26 protein-coding genes and 1 pseudogene are annotated in these 23,588 nt (G+C 62.4%); 11 read left to right on the top strand and 16 right to left on the bottom strand.

Annotated elements, in window-relative coordinates:
* Positions 1–27 precede the first annotated feature (27 nt).
* From PFZ56_RS21295 to PFZ56_RS21275, 5 genes are all read right to left on the bottom strand, one after another.
* Complete coding sequence (locus PFZ56_RS21295; protein WP_102879252.1) at positions 28–606, bottom strand: adhesin; 579 nt, start codon at positions 604–606, stop codon at positions 28–30.
* Between the two features lies 1 nt (position 607).
* Positions 608–1,060: a hypothetical protein gene (locus PFZ56_RS21290; RefSeq protein ID WP_102879253.1), complete on the bottom strand. Its 453-nt coding sequence runs from the start codon at positions 1,058–1,060 to the stop codon at positions 608–610.
* 329 nt (positions 1,061–1,389) lie between these two features.
* Positions 1,390–1,914, bottom strand: a complete 525-nt coding sequence (locus PFZ56_RS21285) for an AAA family ATPase (protein ID WP_170002818.1) — start codon at positions 1,912–1,914, stop codon at positions 1,390–1,392.
* Positions 1,911–2,474, bottom strand: coding sequence for a nicotinamide riboside transporter PnuC (gene pnuC, locus PFZ56_RS21280; protein WP_102879254.1), 564 nt, complete (start codon positions 2,472–2,474; stop codon positions 1,911–1,913). The genes PFZ56_RS21285 and pnuC overlap by 4 nt, the downstream gene beginning before the upstream one ends.
* A gap of 88 nt (positions 2,475–2,562) precedes the next feature.
* Positions 2,563–4,197 (bottom strand): methyl-accepting chemotaxis protein, encoded by a 1,635-nt coding sequence (locus tag PFZ56_RS21275; RefSeq protein ID WP_102880051.1) that lies wholly within the window; start codon positions 4,195–4,197, stop codon positions 2,563–2,565.
* 295 nt (positions 4,198–4,492) lie between these two features.
* Here PFZ56_RS21275 and PFZ56_RS21270 point away from each other — a divergent pair, with 295 nt between their 5' ends.
* Together PFZ56_RS21270 and PFZ56_RS21265 are read left to right on the top strand one after the other, a co-directional pair.
* Complete coding sequence (locus PFZ56_RS21270) at positions 4,493–5,323, top strand: undecaprenyl-diphosphate phosphatase (RefSeq protein WP_102879255.1); 831 nt, start codon at positions 4,493–4,495, stop codon at positions 5,321–5,323.
* Positions 5,320–5,742, top strand: a complete 423-nt coding sequence (locus PFZ56_RS21265) for a DUF1294 domain-containing protein (protein ID WP_102879256.1) — start codon at positions 5,320–5,322, stop codon at positions 5,740–5,742. The genes PFZ56_RS21270 and PFZ56_RS21265 overlap by 4 nt, the downstream gene beginning before the upstream one ends.
* Here the strand turns inward: PFZ56_RS21265 and PFZ56_RS21260 are convergent.
* Both PFZ56_RS21260 and PFZ56_RS21255 read right to left on the bottom strand, forming a co-directional pair.
* Entirely contained in the window at positions 5,739–6,083 is a 345-nt protein-coding gene (locus PFZ56_RS21260; protein ID WP_170002846.1) for an MmcQ/YjbR family DNA-binding protein, read from the bottom strand. The two genes, PFZ56_RS21265 and PFZ56_RS21260, sit on opposite strands and share 4 nt — an antisense overlap.
* Positions 6,084–6,094: 11 nt before the next feature.
* On the bottom strand, positions 6,095–7,003 hold the full coding sequence (locus PFZ56_RS21255) for a LysR substrate-binding domain-containing protein (protein WP_102863515.1): 909 nt from the start codon (positions 7,001–7,003) through the stop codon (positions 6,095–6,097).
* A 130-nt stretch (positions 7,004–7,133) separates the two neighbouring features.
* On the opposite strand from PFZ56_RS21255, the gene PFZ56_RS21250 reads away from it, so the two are divergent.
* Together PFZ56_RS21250 and PFZ56_RS21245 are read left to right on the top strand one after the other, a co-directional pair.
* Positions 7,134–7,745 (top strand): FMN-dependent NADH-azoreductase, encoded by a 612-nt coding sequence (locus PFZ56_RS21250; RefSeq protein ID WP_170002820.1) that lies wholly within the window; start codon positions 7,134–7,136, stop codon positions 7,743–7,745.
* 263 nt (positions 7,746–8,008) lie between these two features.
* Positions 8,009–9,046, top strand: coding sequence for a dienelactone hydrolase (locus PFZ56_RS21245; RefSeq protein WP_110653195.1), 1,038 nt, complete (start codon positions 8,009–8,011; stop codon positions 9,044–9,046).
* A 1-nt stretch (position 9,047) separates the two neighbouring features.
* Here the strand turns inward: PFZ56_RS21245 and PFZ56_RS21240 are convergent, their stop codons facing one another.
* The 4 genes from PFZ56_RS21240 to PFZ56_RS21225 all read right to left on the bottom strand — a co-directional run bounded on the left by PFZ56_RS21240 (position 9,048) and on the right by PFZ56_RS21225 (position 13,463).
* Positions 9,048–10,235 (bottom strand): MFS transporter, encoded by a 1,188-nt coding sequence (locus tag PFZ56_RS21240; RefSeq protein ID WP_170002822.1) that lies wholly within the window; start codon positions 10,233–10,235, stop codon positions 9,048–9,050.
* 259 nt (positions 10,236–10,494) lie between these two features.
* On the bottom strand, positions 10,495–12,081 hold the full coding sequence (locus tag PFZ56_RS21235) for an ABC-F family ATPase (protein WP_102863518.1): 1,587 nt from the start codon (positions 12,079–12,081) through the stop codon (positions 10,495–10,497).
* Positions 12,082–12,330: 249 nt separating this feature from the next.
* Positions 12,331–13,065, bottom strand: coding sequence for an alpha/beta fold hydrolase (locus PFZ56_RS21230; RefSeq protein WP_265073177.1), 735 nt, complete (start codon positions 13,063–13,065; stop codon positions 12,331–12,333).
* Complete coding sequence (locus PFZ56_RS21225; RefSeq protein ID WP_170002766.1) at positions 13,062–13,463, bottom strand: hypothetical protein; 402 nt, start codon at positions 13,461–13,463, stop codon at positions 13,062–13,064. Before PFZ56_RS21225 ends, PFZ56_RS21230 begins: the two co-directional genes overlap by 4 nt.
* Here PFZ56_RS21225 and lpxO point away from each other — a divergent pair.
* The 3 genes from lpxO to PFZ56_RS21210 all read left to right on the top strand — a co-directional run bounded on the left by lpxO (position 13,426) and on the right by PFZ56_RS21210 (position 16,093).
* Complete coding sequence (gene lpxO, locus PFZ56_RS21220) at positions 13,426–14,325, top strand: lipid A hydroxylase LpxO (protein WP_102863520.1); 900 nt, start codon at positions 13,426–13,428, stop codon at positions 14,323–14,325. The two genes, PFZ56_RS21225 and lpxO, sit on opposite strands and share 38 nt — an antisense overlap.
* A gap of 163 nt (positions 14,326–14,488) precedes the next feature.
* Positions 14,489–14,863 carry a hypothetical protein gene (locus tag PFZ56_RS21215; protein ID WP_102879264.1) on the top strand — a complete coding sequence of 125 codons (375 nt, stop codon included), beginning with the start codon at positions 14,489–14,491 and terminating at the stop codon, positions 14,861–14,863.
* Positions 14,864–14,941: 78 nt separating this feature from the next.
* Positions 14,942–16,093, top strand: coding sequence for a PQQ-dependent sugar dehydrogenase (locus PFZ56_RS21210; RefSeq protein WP_170002826.1), 1,152 nt, complete (start codon positions 14,942–14,944; stop codon positions 16,091–16,093).
* Between the two features lie 123 nt (positions 16,094–16,216).
* Here the strand turns inward: PFZ56_RS21210 and rimI are convergent, their stop codons facing one another.
* Positions 16,217–17,320 (bottom strand): ribosomal protein S18-alanine N-acetyltransferase, encoded by a 1,104-nt coding sequence (gene rimI, locus PFZ56_RS21205; RefSeq protein WP_102879266.1) that lies wholly within the window; start codon positions 17,318–17,320, stop codon positions 16,217–16,219.
* A gap of 93 nt (positions 17,321–17,413) precedes the next feature.
* On the opposite strand from rimI, the gene PFZ56_RS21200 reads away from it, so the two are divergent.
* Together PFZ56_RS21200 and PFZ56_RS21195 are read left to right on the top strand one after the other, a co-directional pair.
* Positions 17,414–19,000 carry a RimK family protein gene (locus PFZ56_RS21200; RefSeq protein WP_102879267.1) on the top strand — a complete coding sequence of 529 codons (1,587 nt, stop codon included), beginning with the start codon at positions 17,414–17,416 and terminating at the stop codon, positions 18,998–19,000.
* Between the two features lie 7 nt (positions 19,001–19,007).
* Positions 19,008–19,949, top strand: coding sequence for a magnesium transporter CorA family protein (locus PFZ56_RS21195; RefSeq protein WP_102879268.1), 942 nt, complete (start codon positions 19,008–19,010; stop codon positions 19,947–19,949).
* A gap of 3 nt (positions 19,950–19,952) precedes the next feature.
* Here PFZ56_RS21195 and map read toward each other — a convergent pair whose 3' ends face one another.
* Together map and PFZ56_RS21185 are read right to left on the bottom strand one after the other, a co-directional pair.
* On the bottom strand, positions 19,953–20,717 hold the full coding sequence (gene map / locus PFZ56_RS21190) for a type I methionyl aminopeptidase (RefSeq protein ID WP_102863526.1): 765 nt from the start codon (positions 20,715–20,717) through the stop codon (positions 19,953–19,955).
* Complete coding sequence (locus PFZ56_RS21185; RefSeq protein WP_102863527.1) at positions 20,714–20,914, bottom strand: ParD-like family protein; 201 nt, start codon at positions 20,912–20,914, stop codon at positions 20,714–20,716. The genes map and PFZ56_RS21185 overlap by 4 nt, the downstream gene beginning before the upstream one ends.
* A 301-nt stretch (positions 20,915–21,215) precedes the next feature.
* Here PFZ56_RS21185 and ilvA point away from each other — a divergent pair.
* Positions 21,216–22,238, top strand: a pseudogene (gene ilvA / locus PFZ56_RS21180) (threonine ammonia-lyase, biosynthetic); the annotation flags it as partial.
* 106 nt (positions 22,239–22,344) lie between these two features.
* On the opposite strand, the gene PFZ56_RS21175 reads toward ilvA, so the two are convergent.
* A complete protein-coding gene (locus PFZ56_RS21175) occupies positions 22,345–22,650 on the bottom strand; it encodes an NIPSNAP family protein (protein WP_102863529.1) in 306 nt (101 codons plus the stop codon).
* Positions 22,651–22,989: 339 nt separating this feature from the next.
* Here PFZ56_RS21175 and PFZ56_RS21170 point away from each other — a divergent pair, with 339 nt between their 5' ends.
* Complete coding sequence (locus PFZ56_RS21170; protein WP_102863530.1) at positions 22,990–23,256, top strand: DUF1652 domain-containing protein; 267 nt, start codon at positions 22,990–22,992, stop codon at positions 23,254–23,256.
* A gap of 57 nt (positions 23,257–23,313) precedes the next feature.
* On the opposite strand, the gene PFZ56_RS21165 is transcribed toward PFZ56_RS21170, so the two are convergent.
* Positions 23,314–23,577 carry a DUF2790 domain-containing protein gene (locus PFZ56_RS21165; RefSeq protein ID WP_102879271.1) on the bottom strand — a complete coding sequence of 88 codons (264 nt, stop codon included), beginning with the start codon at positions 23,575–23,577 and terminating at the stop codon, positions 23,314–23,316.
* Positions 23,578–23,588: the final 11 nt, after the last annotated feature.

Below are 23,588 nucleotides of genomic sequence, written 5' to 3'. Positions count from 1 at the left end.
GGTACTTTCTAATTGCACTACGAGGGGTCAATCTGCGACCCGTATGCTCAGGGTGTTAGCCATTCGGTTCCCCACCCCGGCACTCTGGTTCACCTGAATCACTCCACGGCTGCCGGTGAAGGCCTGGTCGCTGGTAACGACCTGGCGGCTGCCTTGTTGAGTGCCAGTTGCTCCCGAGTTTGGTAACAGCGCCACGTTCTGTTGGGACAGGGCGCTGTCGTCAATGCTTTGCGGATTGGCGCTGATGCTGATCCGCAGGGCATTGGCCATCTGGTTGTTGGCCCCGGCCGACTGGTTCACGCCCAGTGCGCCGCTGCCGTTGCTGAAAGAGTTGCCGCCGATGGTGCTGCTGGTATTGACCGAGCGGTCGGCTGGCGTGGTGATGCGTTGGTTGACGCTGGTGGTGGCCGTGGCGTTGGTGCCGATGGCAATGGCCCGCACGTTGGTCTGTTGTTGCTGATCGCCGGCGGCCTGGTTGACGTTGAAGTTGCCTGTGTAGCCGGTGCCGGAGTTCTGGATGCTGGAGGTGGCGGCGGCTTGATTGGCGGAGTCGGCCATGGCCCCGGAGCAGGCGAGCAAGGCAAGGAACAGGACTGAGTGATTCATCTTATTGGCCCCCGATATTTTTCAAGGGAGCCATGCCGGTGTTGATGCTCCGATTGATCGAGCCGGAAATACTGGCCCCGGCACCGCCACCATGACCCACTGCCATGCCTGGCAGGCCATGGCTATTGCTGTTGCTCAGGACATTCATCCCCGGTACACCGCTGTTGCCGGACAGCACGGTGCCGCGGATCAGCGCGCCAGTCCTGATGCCGGCGAAATCGCCATCGGTCATTTCATTGCCGGTCATCTGATTGACCAACGTTGAAGGGTTGGTATTGACCGAAACAGGATTGGGATCTTTCTGCAGAGGCGCACGGCCAAGGGGCTGTGCCTGTAAGGTGCGCTGGATGATGATCTCGCCATTGCCCGCCGCCAGAACCGGAAGACTAGACACCGCGCTGACGGCACAGCCGATCAGCAGTAAGCGGGTGAAACTTTTGTTCAGAGTCCCCACGGCGGTATTCCTTCTTCTCTGTGCTGGCCCTAGTCAGCGTTGAGAGGGAGAGAGCAGAAGCCGTGCCGCTTTTGATTTCTTGCGAAGAATCAATGGGTTGGGAAAATGCTGGGAAAAAGGGCGCAGCAGGTGTTTCAGGATTGAGACAGACACCACCGACGGCCATTGGCCATAACCGGGACAATGCTCTGGAACAAGGGTTGCTGCGGGGGTGTATCAGTGGCGCAACAGTTTCGCCGACAGTGGGCGCCGCCCCCGAAAATGGCGGCCTGATCGCCAGGGGAGTGTTTCAGGAATGGACACTCTGGTGGGGCGCACCTGCGGCGGGATCAGTCCAGCAGCAGTTGTCGAACCAGGGCGAAGGCCTGCTGCCGGCGCTCCTGCCAATCGCCGCGAATGATCCGATAAGGCTGCGCGTGCAGGTCCAGCCACTGCTGCGTGGCGTCGAAGAAAGCCTGACGCTGCGCCAGTTGCGGCTGGCAGCGCTGACCGTCGTCGCTCCAGGCCACATCGTCCGGGGACAGCAGCAGGTGCAGGTGGTAATGCCGGGCCAGCAACTGGGTTTCCAGCCACGGCGGGCAGTCGCCGAACAGGGTCCGGCTCCACAGCAGGTTGCTCAGCAGGTGGGTGTCGAGAATCAGCAGGGCGGGTTGCCGGGCCCGGGCCTGGTCCTCCCAGGCCAACTGGCCACGGGCGATCTCGGGGATGTCCGCCAGGCAGGTATCGCGGCACTCCTGCTCGATGAAGTGGCGCACGTACTCACCCACCTGGATGCCGCCGAAGTGCGCTTGCAGCTCGGCCGCCAGCCAGCTTTTGCCACTGGACTCGGGGCCGGTCAGCACCAGTACCTTCACGACTGCAACGCCGGGTCGGCGCGCCAGGTGCGCCAGCCCTGGACCGCCAGCAGGGTGAACAGGGCGTAGAGGGCCGCGGTCAGGTACAGCTCCTTGTAGATGAACAGACCCACGAAGATCACATCCACGGCGATCCACAGCGGCCAGCATTGCACGCGCTTCTGCGCCATCCACCATTGGGCTACCAGGCTGAAGGCGGTCAGGGCGGCGTCGAGCCAGGGTTGCGCGGCATCGGTCCAGTGGGCCATGGCCGCTCCCAGCATCAGGCTGCCCAGTGCGCCGAGGGTCAGGCCCTGGAGCAAGCCGACGGGCTGCAACTGGCTGACCGGGCGCCCCTGATGGCGGTCGCCGCCCCGGGTCCACTGCCACCAGCCATAGAGCTGCAGCACGGCGTAGACCACCTGCAGCAGCATGTCGGAATAGAGTTTGACCTCGTAGAAGATCCAGCTGTAGAGCAACACCATGACCAGGCCGATGGGCCAGCACCAGGGATTCTGTTTAACCGTCAGCCAGACGGCAATGACGCCTAGCGCAGCGGCAAACAGTTCAAGCCCGGACATGGCGGTTCCTTGGGGAAGTGGAGGAGGGGGCGGATTGTACCCAGTCTGGGCCTTGGGCGTCAGCCCGGGGCCCAGACCCTGAAGTGACTCAGACGCGGAACTGACGCAGCAGGCCATTGAGCTGTTCCGACAGCTCTTTGAGGTGGCGGCTGGCGGCGCTGGAGTGCTGGGCCGCCAGAGCGGTGCCCTGGGACAGGCCTGCCGCCTGGCCGACGTTGTGGTTGATGTCTTCCACCACATGGGCCTGTTGCAGGGTGGCGCTGGCAATGGAGGCGTTCAGGCCGTTGAGGGTACGCAGTGCCTGGCCGATGGCATTGAGGCTGGTACCGGCCAGGCCCGCCTGCTCGATGGTCAACTGCGACGCGCGGCTGCTGTCGCCAATCACCTTGACCGCCGCTTCCGAGTGATTCTGCAAGCGCTCGATCATGCCCTGGATTTCTGCGGTCGATTGCTGGGTGCGCTGGGCCAGCAGGCGCACCTCGTCGGCCACCACGGCAAAACCCCGACCCTGTTCCCCGGCCCGGGCCGCCTCGATGGCGGCGTTCAGGGCCAGCAGATTGGTCTGTTCGGCAATGGAGCGGATCACTTCCAGTACGGTGCCGATCTGGGTGCTTTCTGCCGCCAGGGTGCGGATCACTTCCACCGCCTGATCGATGGTGCTCGACAGCTGATCGATCTGCTGCAGGCTGCCGTCGATATTGACCTGGCCTTGCTGGGCCTGGGCTTCGGCCTCGCGCACTTCACTGGCGGCATGCTCGGCATTTCTCGCAACATCCTGAACGCCACTGGTGACCTGACTGATGGCTGCGGCCACCTGTTCCATCTGCTGGGACTGTTGCTGGCTGCGCTCCTGGGCCTCGGCGGCGTTGCTGCCCAGCTCGTTGGAGGACTGTTCCAGGGCCGCGGCGCTGGTCTGCAACTGCGTCACGACCCCACGCAATTTGGCGGTGAAACCGTTGAAGTGTCGGGCCAGCTCGGTGACTTCATCCTGGCCATGGGTATCCAGGCTGCGGGTCAGGTCGCTTTCGCCGCTGGCGATATTGGCCATGGCGTGCACGGTCTCGCGCAGCGGGCTGACGATGCTGCGCACGATCAGCACCACCAGGCCCGCCATCAGCAGGGCAATCACCAGGCCGACAGAGGAGGCCCGCAGTACCTGGGCATAGAACTCCTGTTGCAGGTCATCGATGTAGATCCCGGAGCCGATGATCCAGCCCCAGGGCTGGAACAGCTGGATATAGGAGGTCTTCTGCACCGGCTGCTCGGCCCCGGGCTTGGGCCAGCGATAGTCCACCATGCCGGCGCCCTTGGACTTGGCCAGGGCCACCATTTCGTTGAACACTTCGAAGCCGTCCGGGTCCTTGACTGCCGCCAGGTTCTGTCCGTCGAGCTTGGGGTTGGCCGGGTGCATGATCATGACCGGCGTCAGATCGTTGATCCAGAAGTAGTCGTTCTGGTTGTAGCGCAGCCCGCGAATCACCTGCAGCGCCTGTTTCTGTGCCTGTTCGCGGCTCATGCTGCCGGCGGCTTCCAGGCCCTGGTAGTAAGTGAGCACGCCGGCGGCGGTCTGCACCACGTGCTGGGTCTTCTGCGCCTTGGCCTGGTACAGGTCGCCATGAATCTGCTTGAGCATCATCACGCCCAGGGTCACCAGGGTCAGCACCGCCACGATCAGGATCAGCCACAAACGCTGACTGATGGACATCTTGCGTAAGCTATTCATCATCCGGTCACTCCAGATTCTTGTTCTTGTCATAAAAGGCCGTGAGCATCCAAGCACGCCTGCCTTCGAGCGCCAACCCTACGGAAGTCCAATAACACCACAGGCGCATTTTGCGCCTGTCTGTTAGGATTTCGGCGCCTTCACGCAAAACCTGAACCTTTCTGAATTTTTCACAGAATTTTCATAGGTTTGTGTTGATCTTATGGGCGCCGAAAACTCGGCTACGCTCGTCGCAGTAATGGCTTTGAATACTTAAAAAAGAGGCATGCCTGGAGCATCGCCTTATGGGGGATTGATGGATTTTTGGACCGCCGCGCAGGCATTGATACTTGGGATTGTCGAAGGCCTGACCGAGTTTTTACCCATCAGCAGTACCGGGCACCAGATCATCGTCGCCGACTTGCTCGACTTCGGGGGCGAGCGGGCGATGGCCTTCAATATCATCATTCAACTGGGGGCGATTCTTGCGGTTGTCTGGGAATTTCGGCGCAAGATCTTCGATGTGGTACTGGGCTTGCCCACCCAACCCAAGGCCCAGCGCTTCACCGTCAACCTGCTGATCGCTTTCCTGCCAGCGGTGGTGCTGGGGGTGATCTTCGCCGACCTGATTCACGCTTACCTGTTCAACCCCATCACCGTGGCTTCGGCCCTGGTGGTTGGCGGCATCATCATGTTGTGGGCCGAGCGCCGGCAGCATCAGGTACATGCCGAGACGGTGGACGACATTACCTGGAAGGACGCGCTCAAGGTCGGTTGCGCCCAATGCCTGGCAATGATCCCGGGGACCTCGCGTTCCGGCTCGACCATCATTGGCGGGTTGCTGTTCGGCCTGTCGCGCAAGACCGCCACCGAGTTCTCGTTCTTCCTGGCGATGCCCACCATGGTGGGGGCCGCGGTGTACTCCGGCTACAAGTACCGCGACCTGTTCCAGCCGGATGATTTTCCGGTGTTCGCCATCGGCTTCGTCACGGCCTTCATCTTCGCCATGATCGCGGTCAAGGGCCTGCTGAAGTTCATTGCCAGCCACAGCTATGCGGCGTTTGCCTGGTATCGCATTGCCTTCGGCCTGCTGATCCTGGCGACCTGGCAGTTCGGTTGGGTCGACTGGACGGCGGTCCAGCCGTGACGACGGGCCGCAGCGAACCGCGCGCCGGCAGTGGCGCGCGCATCCACAATCTGAAGCTCAAGTTGCTGGTATGGGGCCTGCTGTGCGCACTGCCGTTGTTCGGCTCGTTGTCCCTGTGGTGGCGAGCAATCTCGATCATCCCCCTGGTCGCCTATGGCGCCGTCAGCCTGTTGACCTTCCTGCTGTACTGGCACGACAAGCGCCGGGCCAGGGCCGAGGGGCAGCGCACGCCGGAGAAGGTCCTGCACGCTCTGGAGCTGGCCGGTGGCTGGCCCGGTGCCTTGCTGGCTCAGCAACTGTTGCGGCACAAGACCCGCAAGGTGTCCTATCAGGCGCTGTTCTGGCTGATCGTGGCCTTGCATCAGGTCTATTGGATTGATCGGTTGTTCCTGGAAAGCGGTCTGCTGAGCCTGTTCTAGAGCAGCAGGCCGACCTGGGTGCGCTTGGGCAGCTTGCTCACCACCAATTGATGGGACGCTTGCAGCAGGGCTTTGAGTTCATCGGCCCCCAGCGGGTAGGGGCTGTGCATGATGATCCAGTGAGCCCGGGCCAGATAGGGCGCCGGGGCAATGCCCGGACGGTCGACATAGCCAAGAAACAGCTCCCGGTCGACCTTGAAGGCCAGGGACTCGCCCCGCAGGTTCTGCAGCGCAAACATCTTGTTGCCGGCAATCGAGAACACCCGCACGCCGCCCCATTTGTAGTCTTCCCGCGCGCCTGGCAGGCCCAGGCAGAATTGCGCCACTTGCTCTTCATTCAGGGATGCAGCTTTCACAGGGCACGTTCTCCACAACGTTCGAAGGATTCACTCAGGTGTTCGATCCAGGCCCGCACGGCCGGCAGCACACCCCGGCGGTGAGGATACACCGCTTGCAGCCAGCCGCCGGGCAGTGACCACTGGGGGAGCAGTTGCACCAGCTGACCGCTGGCCAGTTCGGCCTCGCAGTACAGCATCGGCAGCACGGTGCAGCCCAGGCCGGCGAGGGCGCAGGCGCGACGGACGATGAAGTCATCGATGCCCAGGCGCGCCTCCAGGGCCAGGTCGCAGGCGTTGCCCTGTTGATCCAGCAGCCGCAGGTGTACCAGCCGGTCGGCTTCCAGGGCGCCGAGTATGGGCAGGTGCCTCAGGTCTTGCGGGTGGGTCACCGGGTTGTCCCGCAGGAAGGCCGGGGAGGCGACCATCGCCGTCTGCGCCGGGCGCAGGCGCCGGGTGACCAACAAAGGGTCTTCGTCGCCTTGCTCGCGTACTCGCAGGGCCACATCTATGCCTTCGGTCACCAGGTCGACACGGCGGTTGAGCAACAGCATCTCCAGCTGCACCTGCGGGTATTTCTCCAGAAAGCTGCTCACCAGTGGCGTCAGCAACTCATGGGCCAGGCCCACCGGGCTCGACACCCGCAGGCGTCCCCGGGGCTCGCTGGCCATGCTGGCCACGGCTTCGTCGGCCATCTCCGCTTCCAGCAACATGGCCTGGCAATGGCGCAGGTAGCGCTCGCCCACGGCGGTGAGCTTGAGCTGCCGGGTCGTGCGCTGCAGCAGCCGGGCCTTGAGACGCTCCTCCAGTTCGGCGATGCGCCGCGACAGACGCGACTTGGGAATGCCCAATTGGCGCCCGGCGGCGGCGAAGCCACCGGCTTCCACCACTTTGGCGAAGTAATAGAGATCGTTGAGGTCTTGCATGGGGAAAGGCTCGATTGTCCTGCTGATGGGACGAACTATCGCATTTATGCCGACTAATCAGCTATTGAATTCATCTGTAGGATTGCCAGCATCCGATCGCCCAGTGGCGGTCCTCACTTGGAGATCCCACATGAAACTCTTGCATATCGATTCCAGCATCCTGGGTGACAACTCGGCGTCCCGCCAACTGAGCCACGCCGTGGTCCAGGCCTGGAAAGCCGCCCAGCCTGACCTGGCAGTGACCTATCGCGACCTGGCCGGCGATGCCATCAGCCACTTCTCCGCTGCGACCCTGGTGGCCGCCGGCACCGCCGCCGAGCTGCGTGATGCTGCGCAAAAGCACGAAGCCGAACTCAGCGCCCAGGCCCTGGCCGAATTCCAGGCCGCCGACGCGGTGGTGATTGCGGCGCCCATGTACAACTTCACCATCCCGACCCAGCTCAAGGCCTGGATCGACCGCATCGCCGTGGCCGGCCAGACCTTCCGCTACACCGAAGCCGGCCCGCAAGGCCTGTGCGGCGGCAAGAAGGTCATAGTGGTCTCCACCTCCGGCGGCTTGCATGTCGGCCAGGCCACTGGGGCGGCTCATGAGGACTACCTCAAGGTGCTGTTCGGCTTCCTCGGTATCACCGATATCGAATTCGTTCGTGCCCACGGTCTGGCCTACGGTGAAGACGTGCGCAACAAAGCCATGAGCGACGCCCAGGCGCAGATCAGCGAACAGCTCTTCGCCGCGGCGTAAGGCTTGTGTAAAGACGCTTTCCGGTACGGCAAGCGCCACTAGACTCCGTATTCTGATGACTGCTTGAAGTGATCAGAATGCGGAGTTTTTTTGTGGGCGTTCTCAGTGTTGCTGGCCCAGGTTATGCAGGTTTTTCGAGGCCGGGAGTCGTGCTCCCTGGCGGTGCATTCGCATTGATGGGCCAATCTTGCTTCAAGGCCTTGGCAGCAAGGGATGGCAGGGGTAACGGGCTTTCTCGATCCGGCGGCAAAGGTGGGCGTGTGATGAAGCGTGTTTGTGCAGTGTTACTGATGTGCCTGCTCGGCAGCCCGATTTCAGTGCAGGCCGCTCCCGCGCCACACCCGCACTGGAGCGTGGGCTTTCATGAGATGAGCTTTCTCGATCCCCTGGACCTGCAGCCGATGCGCGCCATTGCCTTTTACCCGTCCACCGGCATCGAGCACCCCAGTCGGGTCGAGGGGTATCAGATCGCCGCATCCCGGGATGCCAAGGTCGCCATCGGCCGCTTCCCGATGCTGATGCTGTCCCACGGCAATACCGGTACACCCCTGGCCCTGCATGACCTGGCGACGTCCCTGGCACGCAAGGGTTTTGTCGTGGTGGCGGTGATTCATCCCGGTGACAACTCCAAGGACCACAGCCGCCTGGGCACCTTGAGCAACCTCTACGGACGGCCGATCCAGATTTCCGAAGCCATAACCGCCACCCTTGGCGACCCGATGCTGTCGCCCTTCGTCAATGCCGATCAGGTCGGGGTCATCGGTTATTCCGCCGGCGGCGAGACCGCCTTGATCCTGTCCGGCGCCACGCCTGACCTGGACCGCCTGCGGCGTTACTGCCAGGAACGTCCCGATGATCGCGATGCCTGCAATACCCAGGGCGAACTGATTGTCGACCGCGAGGATCTGCAGCCAGTGGCCGACCCGCGGGTGCATGCACTGATGCTGATGGCGCCCCTGAGCCTGAAATTCGGTCGCCAGACCCTGGCCGGGGTGCATGTGCCCGTGCTGCTCTATAGCGGCGATGGCGACCAGCTGGTGGCTCTGGACAAGAATGCCGCGGCCCTGGCGCGCAAGCTGCCCGTGGCTCCGGACTTCAAGCTGCTGGCCGGCGCCGGGCACTTCGTGTTCATGGCGCCGTGCAGCGCCGAGCAGTTGGCGGCCATGCCGGCCCTGTGCACCGATGCCGACGGCGTCGACCGCGAGGATATCCATCGCAACCTGATTGCCGAGGCCGGCAGGTTCTTCACCCATACCCTGGGCCGGCCGAGCCGGGCAGGGATGCAGACCGCCGACCAGTAACTCAGGCACCGGCCCGGCGCTTGAGCAGCAGCGTCAGTCCCAGGCCGGTGATCGAGAGCAGGGCGGCGCAGAAGAAAATCCACGAATACCCCAGGTTCAGGGCCACCGCGCCCATCAAGGGGCCGGCGATGGCCAGGGCCAGATCGAAAAACACCGCATAGGCACTCAAACCGGCACCGCGGCTGCTGTTGGGCACTTGCTTGATGGCTTCCACCCCCAGCGCCGGGTACACCAGCGACAAGCCGAAGCCGGTGAGCCCGGCGCCGATCAGCGCCCAGGCCGTGGACGGCGCCAGCCAGAGCAGGGCCAGCCCCAGGGTTTCGACGCACATGCAGGCAATGGCCGAGCGAAAGCCGCCAAAGCGGCTGATGCTGGAGATGAACAGCAACCGCGAGCAGATGAAGCACACCCCGAACACCGTCAGGCAATAGGCGGCGCCGGTCCAGCCGCGGCTCAGGTAGAACAAGGTAATGAAGGTGGTCAGGGTGCCATAGCCGATGGAGGCCAGGCTGAGGCTGGCGCCGAAGGGGGCAATGCGCCCGAAGACCGCCCAGAACGGCAGGCGCTCGCCGCGAATCACCGGCACCGAGGGTTTGTTGCGAATCAGCAGCAGGGCCAGCACCGCCAGAACCGACAGGGCGATGCCCAGGCTGGTGAAACCGTATTGCTCAACCATCACCACCCCCAGCGGCGCGCCGATGGCAATGGCGCCGTAGGAGGCAATGCCGTTCCAGGAAATCGAGCGTGCCGTGTGTTCCGCGCCCACCTGGCCCATGCACCAACTGATGGTGCCGACCCCGATCAAGCCTTGGGCCACGCCCAGCAGCAGGCGTCCGCCCAACAGCACGGCAAGGCTCAGCAGTGGCCAGTGTTCCAGCCACACTGAAATCAGGGTCAAAAGCCCGCTGAGGAGAATCCCCAGCAAGCCGTAGATGATCGAGCGCTTGGTGCCCACGGTATCCGACATTCGCCCGGCCATGGGCCGGCTGAGCAGGGTGGCCAGGTATTGCGCGCCGATGGTCAGCCCGGCAATCACCGCGCTGAAGCCCAGCTGTTCGTGGACGTAGCCCGGCAGCACCGCGATTGGCAGGCCGATGCAGAGGAAGGCGATAAAGGTATAGAAGACGATGGAGACGATCTGCAGGGTGATCTCCATGGAGCTTTGAGCGGAGGTCTGTGGCTCGGGCATGAAGGCTCGTTCGCGGGCGGCGGTTAGAGATCCGCATCATCGCGTGCCGCGATCATAAAAGGAAGCAGGCTAACTATATTGCCCCTCCGCCCCGTAGGAGCTGGCTTGCCAGCGAAGGCGTTCTCAGAGGCAATGCCGACTCAAGGGCCTTTTCGCCGGCAAGCCGGCTCCTACGAGAGGGGGGGGGCGCATACGAAAAAGCCCCGTCACAACGGACGGGGCTTCTCTTGACGCTTGTGGCTTGAAACAGGCTGCCTCTTTAGAACATCACGCCCTGGCTACGCAGGTAGTCGTCGTAGGTGCCGCTGAAGTCGGTCACGCCGCTTGGGCTCAACTCGATGATGCGAGTGGCCAGGGACGATACGAACTCACGGTCGTGGCTGACGAAGATCAGGGTGCCCGGGTAGTTTTCCAGGGCCAGGTTCAAGGCCTCGATGGATTCCATGTCCAAGTGGTTGGTCGGTTCGTCCATCACCAGCACGTTGGGCTTTTGCAGGATCAGCTTGCCGAACAGCATGCGGCCTTGCTCCCCACCGGAAATCACCTTCACCGACTTGAGGATCTCGTCGTTGGAGAACAGCATGCGGCCCAGGGTGCCACGGATCATCTGCTCGCCCTGGGTCCACTGGCCCATCCAGTCGAACAGGCTGACGTCGTCTTCGAAGTCATGGGCGTGGTCCTGGGCGTAGTAGCCGATTTCCGCGCTTTCAGTCCACTTGACGGTACCGGCGTCCGGGGTCAGCTCGCCCACCAGGGTGCGCAGCAGGGTGGTCTTGCCGATACCGTTGGGGCCGATGATCGCCACGCGCTCGCCGGCTTCGACGGTGAAGCTGAAGTTCTGGAACAGGGTCTTGCCATCGAAACCCTTGGACATGCGCTCCAGGGTCACCGCCTGGCGGTGCAGCTTCTTGGTCTGTTCGAAGCGGATGAACGGGCTGACCCGGCTCGACGGCTTGACTTCGGCCAGCTGGATCTTGTCGATCTGCTTGGCCCGGGAAGTGGCCTGCTTGGCTTTCGAGGCGTTGGCCGAGAAGCGGCTGACGAAGGTCTGCAGTTCGGCGATCTGGGCTTTCTTCTTGGCGTTGTCCGACAGCAACTGCTCGCGGGACTGGGTCGCGGCGATCATGTACTCGTCGTAGTTGCCCGGGAACAGGCGCAGCTCGCCGTAGTCCAGGTCGGCCATGTGGGTGCAGACGCTGTTCAGGAAGTGCCGGTCGTGGGAAATGATGATCATGGTGCTGTTACGCGCCGTGAGAATGTTTTCCAGCCAGCGGATGGTGTTGATGTCCAGGTGGTTGGTCGGTTCGTCCAGCAGCAGCACTTCCGGATCGGAGAACAGTGCCTGGGCCAGCAGCACCCGCAGCTTCCAGCCTGGAGCGACTTCGGTCATCGGGCCGAAATGCTGTTCCAGGGGAATGCCCAGGCCCAGCAGCAGCTCACCGGCGCGGGATTCGGCAGTGTAGCCGTCCATCTCGGCGAATTCGGTTTCCAGCTCGGCCACGGCCATGCCGTCTTCTTCGGTCATTTCCGGCAGCGAGTAGATGCGGTCGCGCTCGGCCTTGACCTTCCACAGCTCTTCGTGACCCATGATCACGGTGTCGATCACGGTGAATTCTTCGTAGGCGAACTGGTCCTGGCGCAGTTTACCCAGGCGCACGTTCGGCTCCAGCATGACCTGGCCGCCGGACGGCTCGAGGTCGCCACCGAGGATTTTCATGAAGGTCGACTTGCCGCAACCGTTGGCGCCGATCAGGCCGTAACGGTTGCCACCGTTGAACTTGACCGAAACGTTCTCGAACAGTGGCTTGGCGCCGAACTGCATGGTGATGTTAGCTGTGGAGATCAATTACTTACCTACCAATGATTTAGCGCCAGCCTTGAATCCACGAAGCGCGATCTGGAGCCTTCCAGGTCGGGCCGGTCTGGGTGTGGAACTGAGCCAGCGGGCGTACGTCGAGCGCAACATTCCGGCGACGGGGTCGGGTTGCTGAGCAAAGAGTGCGGGGTGCATGTTGGAATTTGTGCGCATTGTCGCATATGTAACCGAGCAGTTGTATGACGCTCGGGTAGGGATTTTCGCCGCAATGGCCGATGTTCAACTGCCGTTAAGTGCAACCCGGGCCTGAGCCAACTCGTGCATGAACCGCTGCAAGTGCACGGCGGCCTCAGTGGGTGCGGCCTGAAGCAGGCAGTGGGGGCCGTCGATGGCCACCAGCCGGGCGTCCTTGCGCAGTTGCCGGATCAGGATGGATGCCGAGGCCGGCACCAGCCGGTCGTGGCGGGCCTGGAGGTAAAGCAGCGGTACATCCGTGGCCACCAGGGCCTGGCTAGCATCCACCGCAATCACTGACTGCAACCGGGCCCGCAGTACTTGGGGCGTCACCTGGGCGATGGCTGCCGCCAGGGCGCTGCGCAGGGAGGCAGTGGAAAAACCGCCGAGCAACAAGGCATCCATCGGCCAGAATGGCAGGTGTCGCAAGGGCAGCAGCTTGAGCAACGGTGACAGCGGCGCCAGTGCCGAACGTGGATTGCGCACAAAACTGCTGCACAGCACCAGCCCCAGCAAGGCGCTGGGTCGTCGGGCGGCGATGCTGACGGCCACCGGCCCGGAAAACGACTCGCCCAGCAACACGAAAGGACGGTCCAGCGGCAGTTGTTGCCATACCCGCTCTACCAGGGCGGGGTAGTCCAGCACCTGATCGGTGGGATAGCGCAGCACCTGCACCGCTACGTTCGGGGGCAGGGCGTGGAGCAGGGGGTCGAACAGCCTGCCGGTGCCATCCATTCCAGGCAGCAGGACCAGGATCGGGAGCGGTGTGGGGTCTATCAATTCAGCGATCCTTGCCGGGTACAAAGAAAAAAAGCGCCCGGCAGGATACCTCGGGAGTCCGGCCAACACAGCTCGTTTGTGCTGGCCAGAGCGCTGGAGGGCATTTTATTGAGCTGAAGCAAAACCTGGCGCAATACAGGCAAATTTCGACAGAAGTCGCGCAGCTTTTCACAAATTTGAGTTAACCATTGGTTACAAACTGTGGCTAAAATGCGATCCGACGGCCGGACGCCGAGGGTCGGATCGACGACGAAGATGTTCGCCGATTGCGCTTTTTTCAACTCAGACGCTGCCATTTGCCTTTGGCCCTTCGGGCTTTCAGGGGCGCAGCATGCTCTCTTCTGAAGTGTGACAATTTCCGTGAAACTCATCATTGCCGCTGTATACGTTTTATCCATTGCGTACGTACACCTGCGGGGGCGCGTGCGCCACAAGCTGGGTCGCCAACTGAGTGATCACTCCACCTTCCTGGCCCCCATCAACTGCTTCCTTTATCTGTTCTCCAAGTTTCCCAACCGGCCCTACCTGGACCCGGCCGACTTTCCCGAGATGAACAAGCTGCAGGAACACTGGGAGGAGATTCGTGCCGAGGGCCAGAACCTGTTGCAGGCCGGTGAGATCAAGCGCTCGGATCAGTACAACGATGTGGGTTTCAACTCGTTCTTCAAGACCGGCTGGAAACGCTTCTATCTGAAGTGGTACGGCGACAGCCACCCTTCGGCGATGAAGCTGTGCCCGCGCACCACCGAGCTGGTGCAGAGCATCGGCTCGATCAAGGCAGCGATGTTTGCCGAGCTGCCACCGGGCTCCAAGCTGGTGCGTCACCGCGATCCGTATGCCGGTTCCTATCGCTACCATCTGGGGCTGTCCACGCCGAACAACGAAGGCTGCTACATCGAGGTCGATGGCGAGCGCTATCACTGGCGCGACGGCGAAGCGGTGATGTTCGACGAGACCTACATCCACTACGCGGAAAACACCACCGATCAGAACCGCATCATTCTGTTCTGCGACGTGGAGCGGCCGATGAAGTATCGCTGGGCTGCAGCGTTCAACGGCTGGTTCAGCCGCACGGTGATGTCCGCTGCCGGTTCGCCCAACGATGCCGGGGACAAGACCGGTGGCCTGAACCGTGCCTTCAACAAGCTGTACAAGATCCGCCTGCGGGGCAAGGAACTGAAGAAGCGCAACCGCACCCGTTACTACCTGGAAAAGTGGGCGATCTTCGCCGCACTGCTGTTGCTGTTCATCTATATCTGATGGGCCATCCGCCTTCTGCACAGCGGTAACGCGGCGCCGCCAATTGGCGGGCCGCGGATACCGGGTGTTACATGTTCTGCAGGATTATTTAATTAACAAAGCCGAACCCTGGGCGTAGCGTGGAATCGTATTCGATACCTTGTCGCTCTTCAGGAGGCTTGTCATGAACAGTCTGGCTCGCAGGTTTGCCGCATTCATCGCGCTGAGTTGGGCCAGTGGCGCCGTCTGGGCCGCCGCTCCTGAACCGCTCCCGTCCCCGCACTTGCCCAGCACTCTGCTGCTGGCGCAGAACCTGCCCAACAGCGGCAACAACGATCCCTACAGCAACCCCATTCGCCGGGCCAATCCCAACAGCATGCAGGGCACCCAGCCCATCAGCCCGCCTGTGCGCGGCCCTAGCACCGCCCCCAGCGTCCGGCGGCCCACCCTGGAGAACGGCGGTATCGGCAACGGTTATCCCCGGGGCGGCGTGCAGCGACCCAACCCCGATCCCCGAGTGCAAAGCCCCCGAGCCAACGATCCGAACAACCGGCGCTAAGATGCCGGTGCACTGCGTTGTCGGCGCCGCCTGCCTGGGGGCGCGAAGGAATTTCTTGATCCACAGAAGGAAGCGAGCATGTTGCGTAAAACCCTTTTCGCCACCTTGTGCGCCAGCGTCCTGCTGGGCAGCGCGTTGCCGGTCTCGGCGGCGGGCGAACAGTCGTTTCCCAGCGAGCAGGGCACTCTGAGCCTGACGCCGCTGGTGCAAGGATTGAACCACCCCTGGGCCCTGGCCTTCCTGCCGGATCGCCAAGGCATGCTGGTCACCGAGCGTCCCGGCAGCCTGCGGCTGGTGAGCCCGGACGGCAAGCTTTCGGCCCCGTTGAACGGGGTGCCCAAGGTCTGGGCCAATGGCCAGGGCGGCTTGCTGGACGTGGTGCTGTCGCCGGACTTCAAGCAGGACCGCCTGGTGTATCTGTCCTACGCCGAAGGCGGTGGCGAGAACGGCACAGCCGGCACTGCGGTCGGCCGGGGCCGATTGGCCGACGACCTCAGCGGGCTCAAGGACTTCAAGGTGATCTTCCGCCAGGAGCCGAAGCTGTCCACCGGCAACCACTTCGGTTCTCGCCTGGTGTTCGACCGCGACGGCTACTTGTTCATCACCCTGGGCGAGAACAACAACCGGGCCACCGCCCAGGACCTGGACAAACTCCAGGGCAAGATCGTGCGCCTGTACGCCGATGGCCGAGTGCCGGACGACAACCCCTTTGTCGGCCAGCCCGGGGTGCGTCCGGAGATCTGGAGCTACGGCCACCGCAATCCGCAGGGCGCGACGCTCAACCCCTGGAGCGGCACCTTGTGGGAGAACGAGCACGGACCCAAGGGCGGTGACGAGATCAACCTCATCGAACGGGCCAAGAACTACGGCTGGCCTCTGGCGACTCACGGGGTCAACTACTCCGGCCAACCGATTCCCGAGGCCGGTGGCCAGACAGCGCCAGGCACCGTGGGCCCTCATCATGTCTGGGAGAAGTCTCCCGGCATCAGCGGCATGGCGTTCTATGACGGTGATCGCTTCAAACCCTGGCAGCACAACCTGTTCATCGGCGCCCTGGCCAGCCGTGAACTGATCCGCCTGCAATTTGACGGCGACCGTGTCATCCATGAAGAGCGCCTGCTGGGCGACCTCAATGCGCGTATCCGTGACGTGCGCCAGGGCCCGGACGGTTATCTCTACATCCTCACCGACGAGGATCAGGGCGGCCTGTACAAGGTTGGCCTGGAATAATCCGCGCCATCCCCATCCCCATCCCCATCCCCATCCCCATCCCCGAGCCAGCTCGCTGCTGTAGCTGGCTCGCCAGCCATGGGGGGCGGCGAGGGCAGGGCCGCTGCGCCGGCAAGCCGGCTCCTACGCTTGGGGGCGCGTGGAGAGGATGACGGCGGCCCGCAATTTGCTGCTGCCGAAGCTGCACATTTTGTCGAACTCGCTGTGGCTGACCGGCAGGTGCTGGCAGTCCATCGGCTGGCGATGCTGGCTGTGGTCGACATCCGGGTCATGCAGGTAGACGAAGTCCTCGTCGCAGTCGGTGACTATCACCCAATGGGGCGCCTTGGAGCGGGTCAGGCGATAGCTGCTGATCAGCACCAGGGGCTGGCCGCCCGCACTCAGTAACCTCGGCAGGTCCAGAGGGCCACCCAGTACCTGTTGCACATCGCTGGCATCCAGCTCCTTGCAGAACTCGTCGTGGACCAGGCGCATGACGTCCTTTTTATGCTCGTCGCGCACGCCGCTGAGAAACAATGGCCCGGCGCTGTTGACCTGCAGGCGCACGGCAAAGCCGCGGCGCCAGGCGGACAGCGCCAGGCCCTGGGGGCTGCAGCCGCCATGGCCGGCGGTCATGAATACGGTAGTGGCTTCACGCCAGATCTGCAGTTCCTCTCGACGCTCCAGGGGCCGCGATGGCTGCAGGGCGGCCATGGCCATCAGCAAGCAGGCCGGACCGCAGGTGAAGTCGGTGGTCTGCTGGTAGTAGGGCACGCGGATGCTGCGGGTCTCACGGTGCTGGAGAATGCGTTTCTCCAGGCGCAAAGCGTCGGCGTGGTCTTCGTAGTAGTCGTGGATGCGGGCAAAACGCCGGTAGCCATGGCGTTCGTACAGGGCAATCGCGGCCGGGTTGTCGGTGCGCACTTCCAGGCGCAGATAGGCGCAGTCGTGTTCCAGGGCACAGGCCTCGATCCGTTGCAGCAGGCGCCGGCCCAGGCCAAGGCCCCGGGCGTCTTCGGCAATGGCGATGGAATACAGCCGCGCCAGCGAGGTGCCGCGATGAAACAGCACCACGGCATAGCCCAGCAATCGCGCCTGATGCTCGGCCACCAGCAGTTGCCCGTGGGCGCGGCTGATCATCCATTGGAAGCTGCGTGGAGTCAGCCGGTCGCTGGTGAAACATTGCTGTTCCAGGGCCACCAGCGCCGGCAGATCGTCGGGGGTTGCAGTGCGAAAGACAAGATCCATATAACCGCCGTAAAAGTTGCGTAACGAAACGAGACTTCGAAAAAAGTTCGTGCTTAATAGAAAGGGTCAGGTTCTTAAGCGAGAGCGAACTTTATGTCAGCGGTACAAGGTCATTGGCGAGAAGTATCCGAGCAAAGTTTGCCGGCGACAATCACTTCGGCAAGTTATTTTTCCCCCGGGGATAAAGCTTCAAGTCAGGTGATTATCATTGTCGAACGCAAGGAAGACTGGGCTTCCTACTTTCCCAGTGAAGATATTCTCACGGCCCAGGAGTACCTCGAGCAGAGCCGCGAACGTGCTCCGGGAAAACGGGTTCAGGTGATCAACCTGTGCCGCAGCTACAAGTACCTGGGACACGGCTACTACTGCTCGCTGCTGGCTGAAGCCCGCGGCCACCGGGTGATTCCATCGGTACGGACCATCAGTGAACTGACCCGCAAGGCCCTCTATGGATTGGCCCTGGACGACCTGGACAAGGCCCTGGAAAAAGCCCTGAGCAATCACCTCTACAGTGATACCGAAGGTTTTACCCTGACGCTGTATTTTGGCCGGACCCATATCGAGCCCTTGCAGGAACTGGCTCGTCAGTTGTTCGAGCTGTTTCCGTGTCCGATCTTGTTAGTTGATTTCAAACGAACTAACACATGGCGTATCGAAGGCGTGAAGTCCGGGGCCTTGCATAAGTTGCGAGAGGATCAGGAAGATCAGTTCGCCAACTCTCTGGACAGTTTCAGTCGCAAGGTCTGGCGTATTCCACGCTCAAGGCAGTTGGCCCGTTATGACCTGGCGATACTTCACGATCCCCAAGAGGTCCTGCCGCCTTCCAATGCCCGGGCGCTGGAAAGCTTCATCCGGGTTGGCAAGGGGCTGGGCATCGATGTGGAGTTGATCGAGAAGAAGGATTACTCCCGTCTTGCCGAATACGATGCGTTGCTGATTCGCGAAACCACCAGCGTCGACAACCACACCTATCGTTTTGCCAAGAAGGCCGAGAGTGAAGGGCTGGTGGTGATGGATGACCCCACCTCGATCCTGCGCTGCACCAACAAGGTCTACCTCACTGACCTGCTCAAGGGCCATCAGTTGGGGATGCCCGCTACCGAGATCCTCTACAAGGAGCGACCGGAAGACTTCGAACGGGTCGGCGAACGCCTGGGCTTTCCCCTGGTGCTGAAGATTCCCGATGGCTGTTTCTCGCGAGGCGTGATCAAGGTCGAGAGCCAACAGGCCTTGCTGGCGGCCACCGCCGAACTGTTCGAGCACTCGGTGCTGCTGCTGGCCCAGGAGTTTTTCTACACCGAGTACGACTGGCGCATTGGCGTGCTCAACCGCAAGCCGATCTTTGCCTGCCAGTACTTCATGTCCAAGGGCCACTGGCAGATCTACAACCACAAGGCCAAGGGCCAGGACATCAACGGCGAGTGCCGCACCCTGGCGGTACACGAGGCGCCGCGGGCCGTGGTGGAGCTGGCCGTGAAGACGGCCAACCTGATCGGCGACGGTCTGTACGGGGTCGATCTCAAGCAGTCCGGCGACAAGGTGGTGGTGATCGAGGTCAACGACAACCCCAATCTCGACGCCGGTATCGAGGACGCCTACCTGCAGGACGACCTGTATTCCCTGGTACTGGAAGAGTTCGTGCGCCGCCTGGAGCTCAAGCGTCGCGGCCAGGCCTGGTGAGGCGGCGATGATCCACAGCTATCGACTGGCCCATGGCGGCCTGCAAGCCGTCCCGGAACTGGATGCCCAGGTCATGCTGTTCAGCAACCCGGACCTGGCAGAGCGTGATTTGCTGCACAGTGCCTTCAAGCTCGATGAGCACGCCCTGGCCTCGGCGCTGGACCCGGACGAGGTGTCGCGCATCGAGTTTCATCCCGATTACCTGTTCCTGATCTGGAAGCGCCCGGAAAACTATTCCGGCGGCGGCAGCCTGTCCTTCGAGGTGTCGTCCTGCGGCCTGCTGTTTTCTGCGGACCGGTTGCTGGTGATCGCCCCCGACGATACGCCGCTCCAGGGGCTGGGGGCGCGGCACAACCTGCACAGCCCGCTGGATGTGCTGCTGGACCTGCTGTTCAACAACATCCATCACTACCTGGGCCACCTCAAGGTGATCAAGCTGGTGGCCCGGGAGCTGCAGCACAAGTTCAACAGCTCGATGGAAAACCGCCACCTGATGCAGATGTTCAATCTCAGCGAGAGCCTGATCTATTACCTCAATGCCTTGCACAGCAACGGCGCGCTATTGACCCGCCTGCGCAATCACGCCGAGAAGGAGCAGTTCGGCAGCCAGGCCATCGGCCTGATCGACGACCTGATCATCGAGAACAACCAGTGTTACAAGCAGGCGGAGATCTACTCCACGGTGTTCGCCGGGCTGATGGATGCCCGGGGCAATCTGATGAACAACAGCACCAACCAGTTGCTGCGCAAACTGACCCTGATCAACGTGGTGTTCCTGCCGCTGAACCTGATTGCCAGCATCGGCGGCATGTCCGAATTCAGCATGATGACCGCGGGCACGCCGTGGTGGGTCGCCTACTCGCTGTTGCTGCTGGCCATGTTGCTGGCCGCTGGGGCCATGTCCCTGGGGCTGCGTCGGCTCACCGGCCATGGCGACAAGGTCATGTGAGCCTTAAGGCGCTTGCAGGGTCAGCACTTCGAAACCGTCGCGGGTTACCGCTACCGTGTGTTCCCACTGGGCGGAAAGGCCATGGTCGCGGGTGACCACGGTCCAGCCGTCCTTGAGCCCGCGGACCCGGGCACTGCCCTGGTTGAGCATGGGTTCGATGGTGAAGACCATGCCTTCGCGCAGTTCCAGGCCGGTGCCTGGGCGGCCGAAGTGCAGGATCTGCGGTTCTTCGTGCATCTGCCGGCCAATGCCGTGGCCGCAGTATTCGCGGACCACGCTGTAACCCCTGGCTTCGGCGTGAGACTGGATGGCATGACCGATGTCGCCGAGGCGAGCGCCCGGGCGCACCACCTTGATCGCCGCCCACATGGCCTCGAAGGTGGTGTCGACCAGGCGTTGAGCCTTGGGGCCGACCTGGCCGATCAGGTACATCTTGCTGGCGTCGGCGATGTAGCCGTGCTTCTCCAGGGTGATGTCGATGTTGACGATATCCCCGTCCTTGAGCACCGCTTTGGGATGAGGCATGCCGTGGCACACCACTTCGTTGATCGAGGTGTTGATGCAGTAGGGGTAGTTGTACTGACCCTTGCTCGCCGGGCGTGCCTTGAGCTCATGGCGGATGAAATGTTCCACCGCGCTGTCCAGCTCCAGGGTGGACAGGCCGGCGGCGACAAAACCGTCGAGAAAGTCGAACACCTGGGCTAGCAGGCGCCCGGATTCGCGCATCAGCGCCAGTTGTTCCGGAGTCTTGATCAGGGCCTGGGTCATGGGCGCCCCCTGAGCAGGTCGGGTTTGTTCAGCAGCAGTTTGTTGATCAGGTCGTTATAGGCCAGGTGTGGGTTGAGCTCGGCCAAGAGACCGATCTTGATCCAGAATTCGGCCTGGGCGTTGATCGAGCGGTCCATGGCGGCACTGGCGACGCGGATCTGCTGGTGCAGTTCATCGGAGATTTTGACGATACCCATGTGGATAGGGGGCTCTCTTGAGGGAATATATGAATCGTATATGTTTCGTATGGTCAGCCGCAAGCGGGGAGCAGGTGGGGGAGCGGTGTTGCTGTGCGTGAGCCTCGCAGAAATGCGTTGACCGCCAGGGGCTGGCGCGGTTAGTTTCCGGTCCATGACTTTTTCTGCCAATCGTTCCCAGCCAAGCATTATTACCGCCATTCCTGATTGGCGGGCTTGCTGACGACTGCACCCAACCCGCCCTGGAGGCGGGTTTTTTCTCTCTGTCTCCCGGGCTCCGAACACAGCCAGGAGATCCATCATGCATTGCCCCAGCCGTCTTGCCAGCACGCCCCAGCCCAGCGCCGACATGGCCCTGCTGGAACGCTATGTGAAGATGATCCTCGCCGCGCCGGTCTACGACCTGGCGATCTGCACGCCGCTGCAGGCGGCGCCCGCCTTGTCGCAGCGACTGGGCAACCAGATCCTGCTCAAGCGCGAAGACCTGCAGCCGACCTTTTCCTTCAAGATCCGCGGCGCCTATAACCGTCTGGCCCAGCTCACCGCCGAGCAAAGGCAGCGCGGGGTGGTCACCGCGTCCGCCGGCAATCATGCCCAGGGGGTGGCCCTGGCGGCGCGGGAGCTGGGGATCAAGGCCAGCATCGTCATGCCCGACAGCACTCCTGAGCTCAAGGTATTGGGCGTAAGCAGTCGTGGCGCCGAGGCGATCCTGCATGGCGAAAGCTTTCCCTTTGCCCTGGCCCACGCCCTGAGCCTGGCCCAGCGCACTGGGGGCACCTTTGTTTCACCTTTCGATGACCCCCATGTGATTGCCGGCCAAGGCACCGTGGCCATGGAGATCCTGCGCCAGCAACAGGGGGCGCTGGACGCGATCTTCGTCCCGGTGGGCGGTGGTGGGTTGATCGCCGGGATCGCCGCCTACGTCAAATACCTGCGGCCGGAGATCCGTATCGTGGGTGTCGAATCCGAGCATTCCAATTGCCTGCAACAGGCGCTCGCCGCGGGGGAACGGGTGGTATTGCCCCGGGTCGGGACCTTTGCCGACGGCGTTGCAGTGGCGCAGATCGGCGAGCATGGCTTCCAGATCTGCCGCCATCACGTGGATCAGGTGATCAGCGTCAGCAACGACCAGTTGTGCGCCGCGATCAAGGACATCTACGACGACACCCGCTCCATCACCGAGCCGTCGGGCGCCCTGGCGGTGGCCGGGATCAAGGAATACGTAGCCCGCAGCGGCAGCAGCGGCCAGACCCTGGTGGCCATCGACTCCGGCGCCAACATCAATTTCGACAGCCTGCGCCACGTCGTCGAACGCGCCGCCTTGAGCAGCCTGCCGATGTAGAGCGAGCTTGCCAACGAAGATGCCGGCTAGGGCGGCACCCGCCTTTCAGGCTTCTTCGCCGGCAAGCGGAACGCCGCCCGGCTGGTTCTTAGGAGAGCAGCGGGCGCAGGAAGCTGCGCTCGTAACTGAGGATGAATTTTTTCTTCATCACCGACGCCACCAGGGCCACGCTGTCCGGATCGCTCAGAGCGCTCTGGCGGTAGGCTTCGTAATCGGCCAGGGACGGGAAGCTGAACAGGCAATAGGCAATGTTGCTGGCCCCTTCCGAGGGCAGGAAATAGCCATGATGGGTGCCGCCCAAACGCCTGACCACAGCGATCCAGGCTTTGGAATAGGCTTCGAACTCGGCCAGTTGGTAGGGATCGATCACGTATTTGACATGGCAGGTAATCAAGGAGGGAACTCCGGGCGAGGGCAAGGATCAGCCTTGTATCAGGTGTGACTCTTCGAGCGGGCCACGCTGTTGAGCAAGGCTGGCACAACGACCCGGGCATTCTGCGGGGCGGCAAACCAACAGCGCAACCGCCTACCATTCCCGGCGTTAAAGTCAAAACCCCTGGTACTGAGAGCGAAATCGAATTTAGCAAGGTCGCCAAAGCCGCTTACTCTGTAGTCTGGCTTCGTCTGTCAGGACAAAACGGACCTGAGCCAGAATCGCTAGCGAACATGGACGTCGCGGCCAGCAGGCATTCGCCCAATCATTGGTCGTGTTGAATAAAAGGAGAGCGTCAGCATGTTTTTATCTGCCCTGGAACTGCGCAACATCATTGAGAGCAGCTTTCTGCCCAAACGCTGCCAATGCACCCTGAGCCCGGACCTGTCGATGACGGTCAAGGTCTATGGCGACCATGAAACCGACCGGGTCGAGCTGGTGGTCAGCGGTATCGACGCTGCGCAGCTCAATGGCTGCCGGGAAATCAACGAATTGATCGCCGAACTGCGCTACGACCTGGCCAATGCCCCGGGCGGGCTGTCTGGCCTCAAGCGCAGGGCCCATTGAGCGCGGTCCCCTGACAACGCTCACCAGCGCCGGCCGCTCTGGCTACGGCTCGCCGCATCAGTTTTCGTACATGCAGGCGTGGGCGTGCTTCTGGTAGGAGATTTCCGCCAGTTCTCCAGCCTTGTTGATGTAGCGCATATTGGCGGTCACGACCTCACAGCGGCTGGTCGGCGGCTCGGTCATGGAGATGACCTTGGCGACGTCCAGGCGCATGCCGTACTCATAGGGCACCACCTCGACATTGACATCCGAGGCCTGGGCCAGGCCGCTGAATCCGCACAGGGCCAGGGCGGCCAGGGCAAAGCGCTTGTGTGTGTTCATACTGGTTCTCC

The sequence above is a fragment of the Pseudomonas danubii genome (genome assembly GCF_042980055.1).
Lineage (GTDB): Bacteria > Pseudomonadota > Gammaproteobacteria > Pseudomonadales > Pseudomonadaceae > Aquipseudomonas > Aquipseudomonas danubii.
Note: the sequence above shows the minus strand (reverse complement) of the source record. Positions and strands in the feature narration are given on the sequence as shown.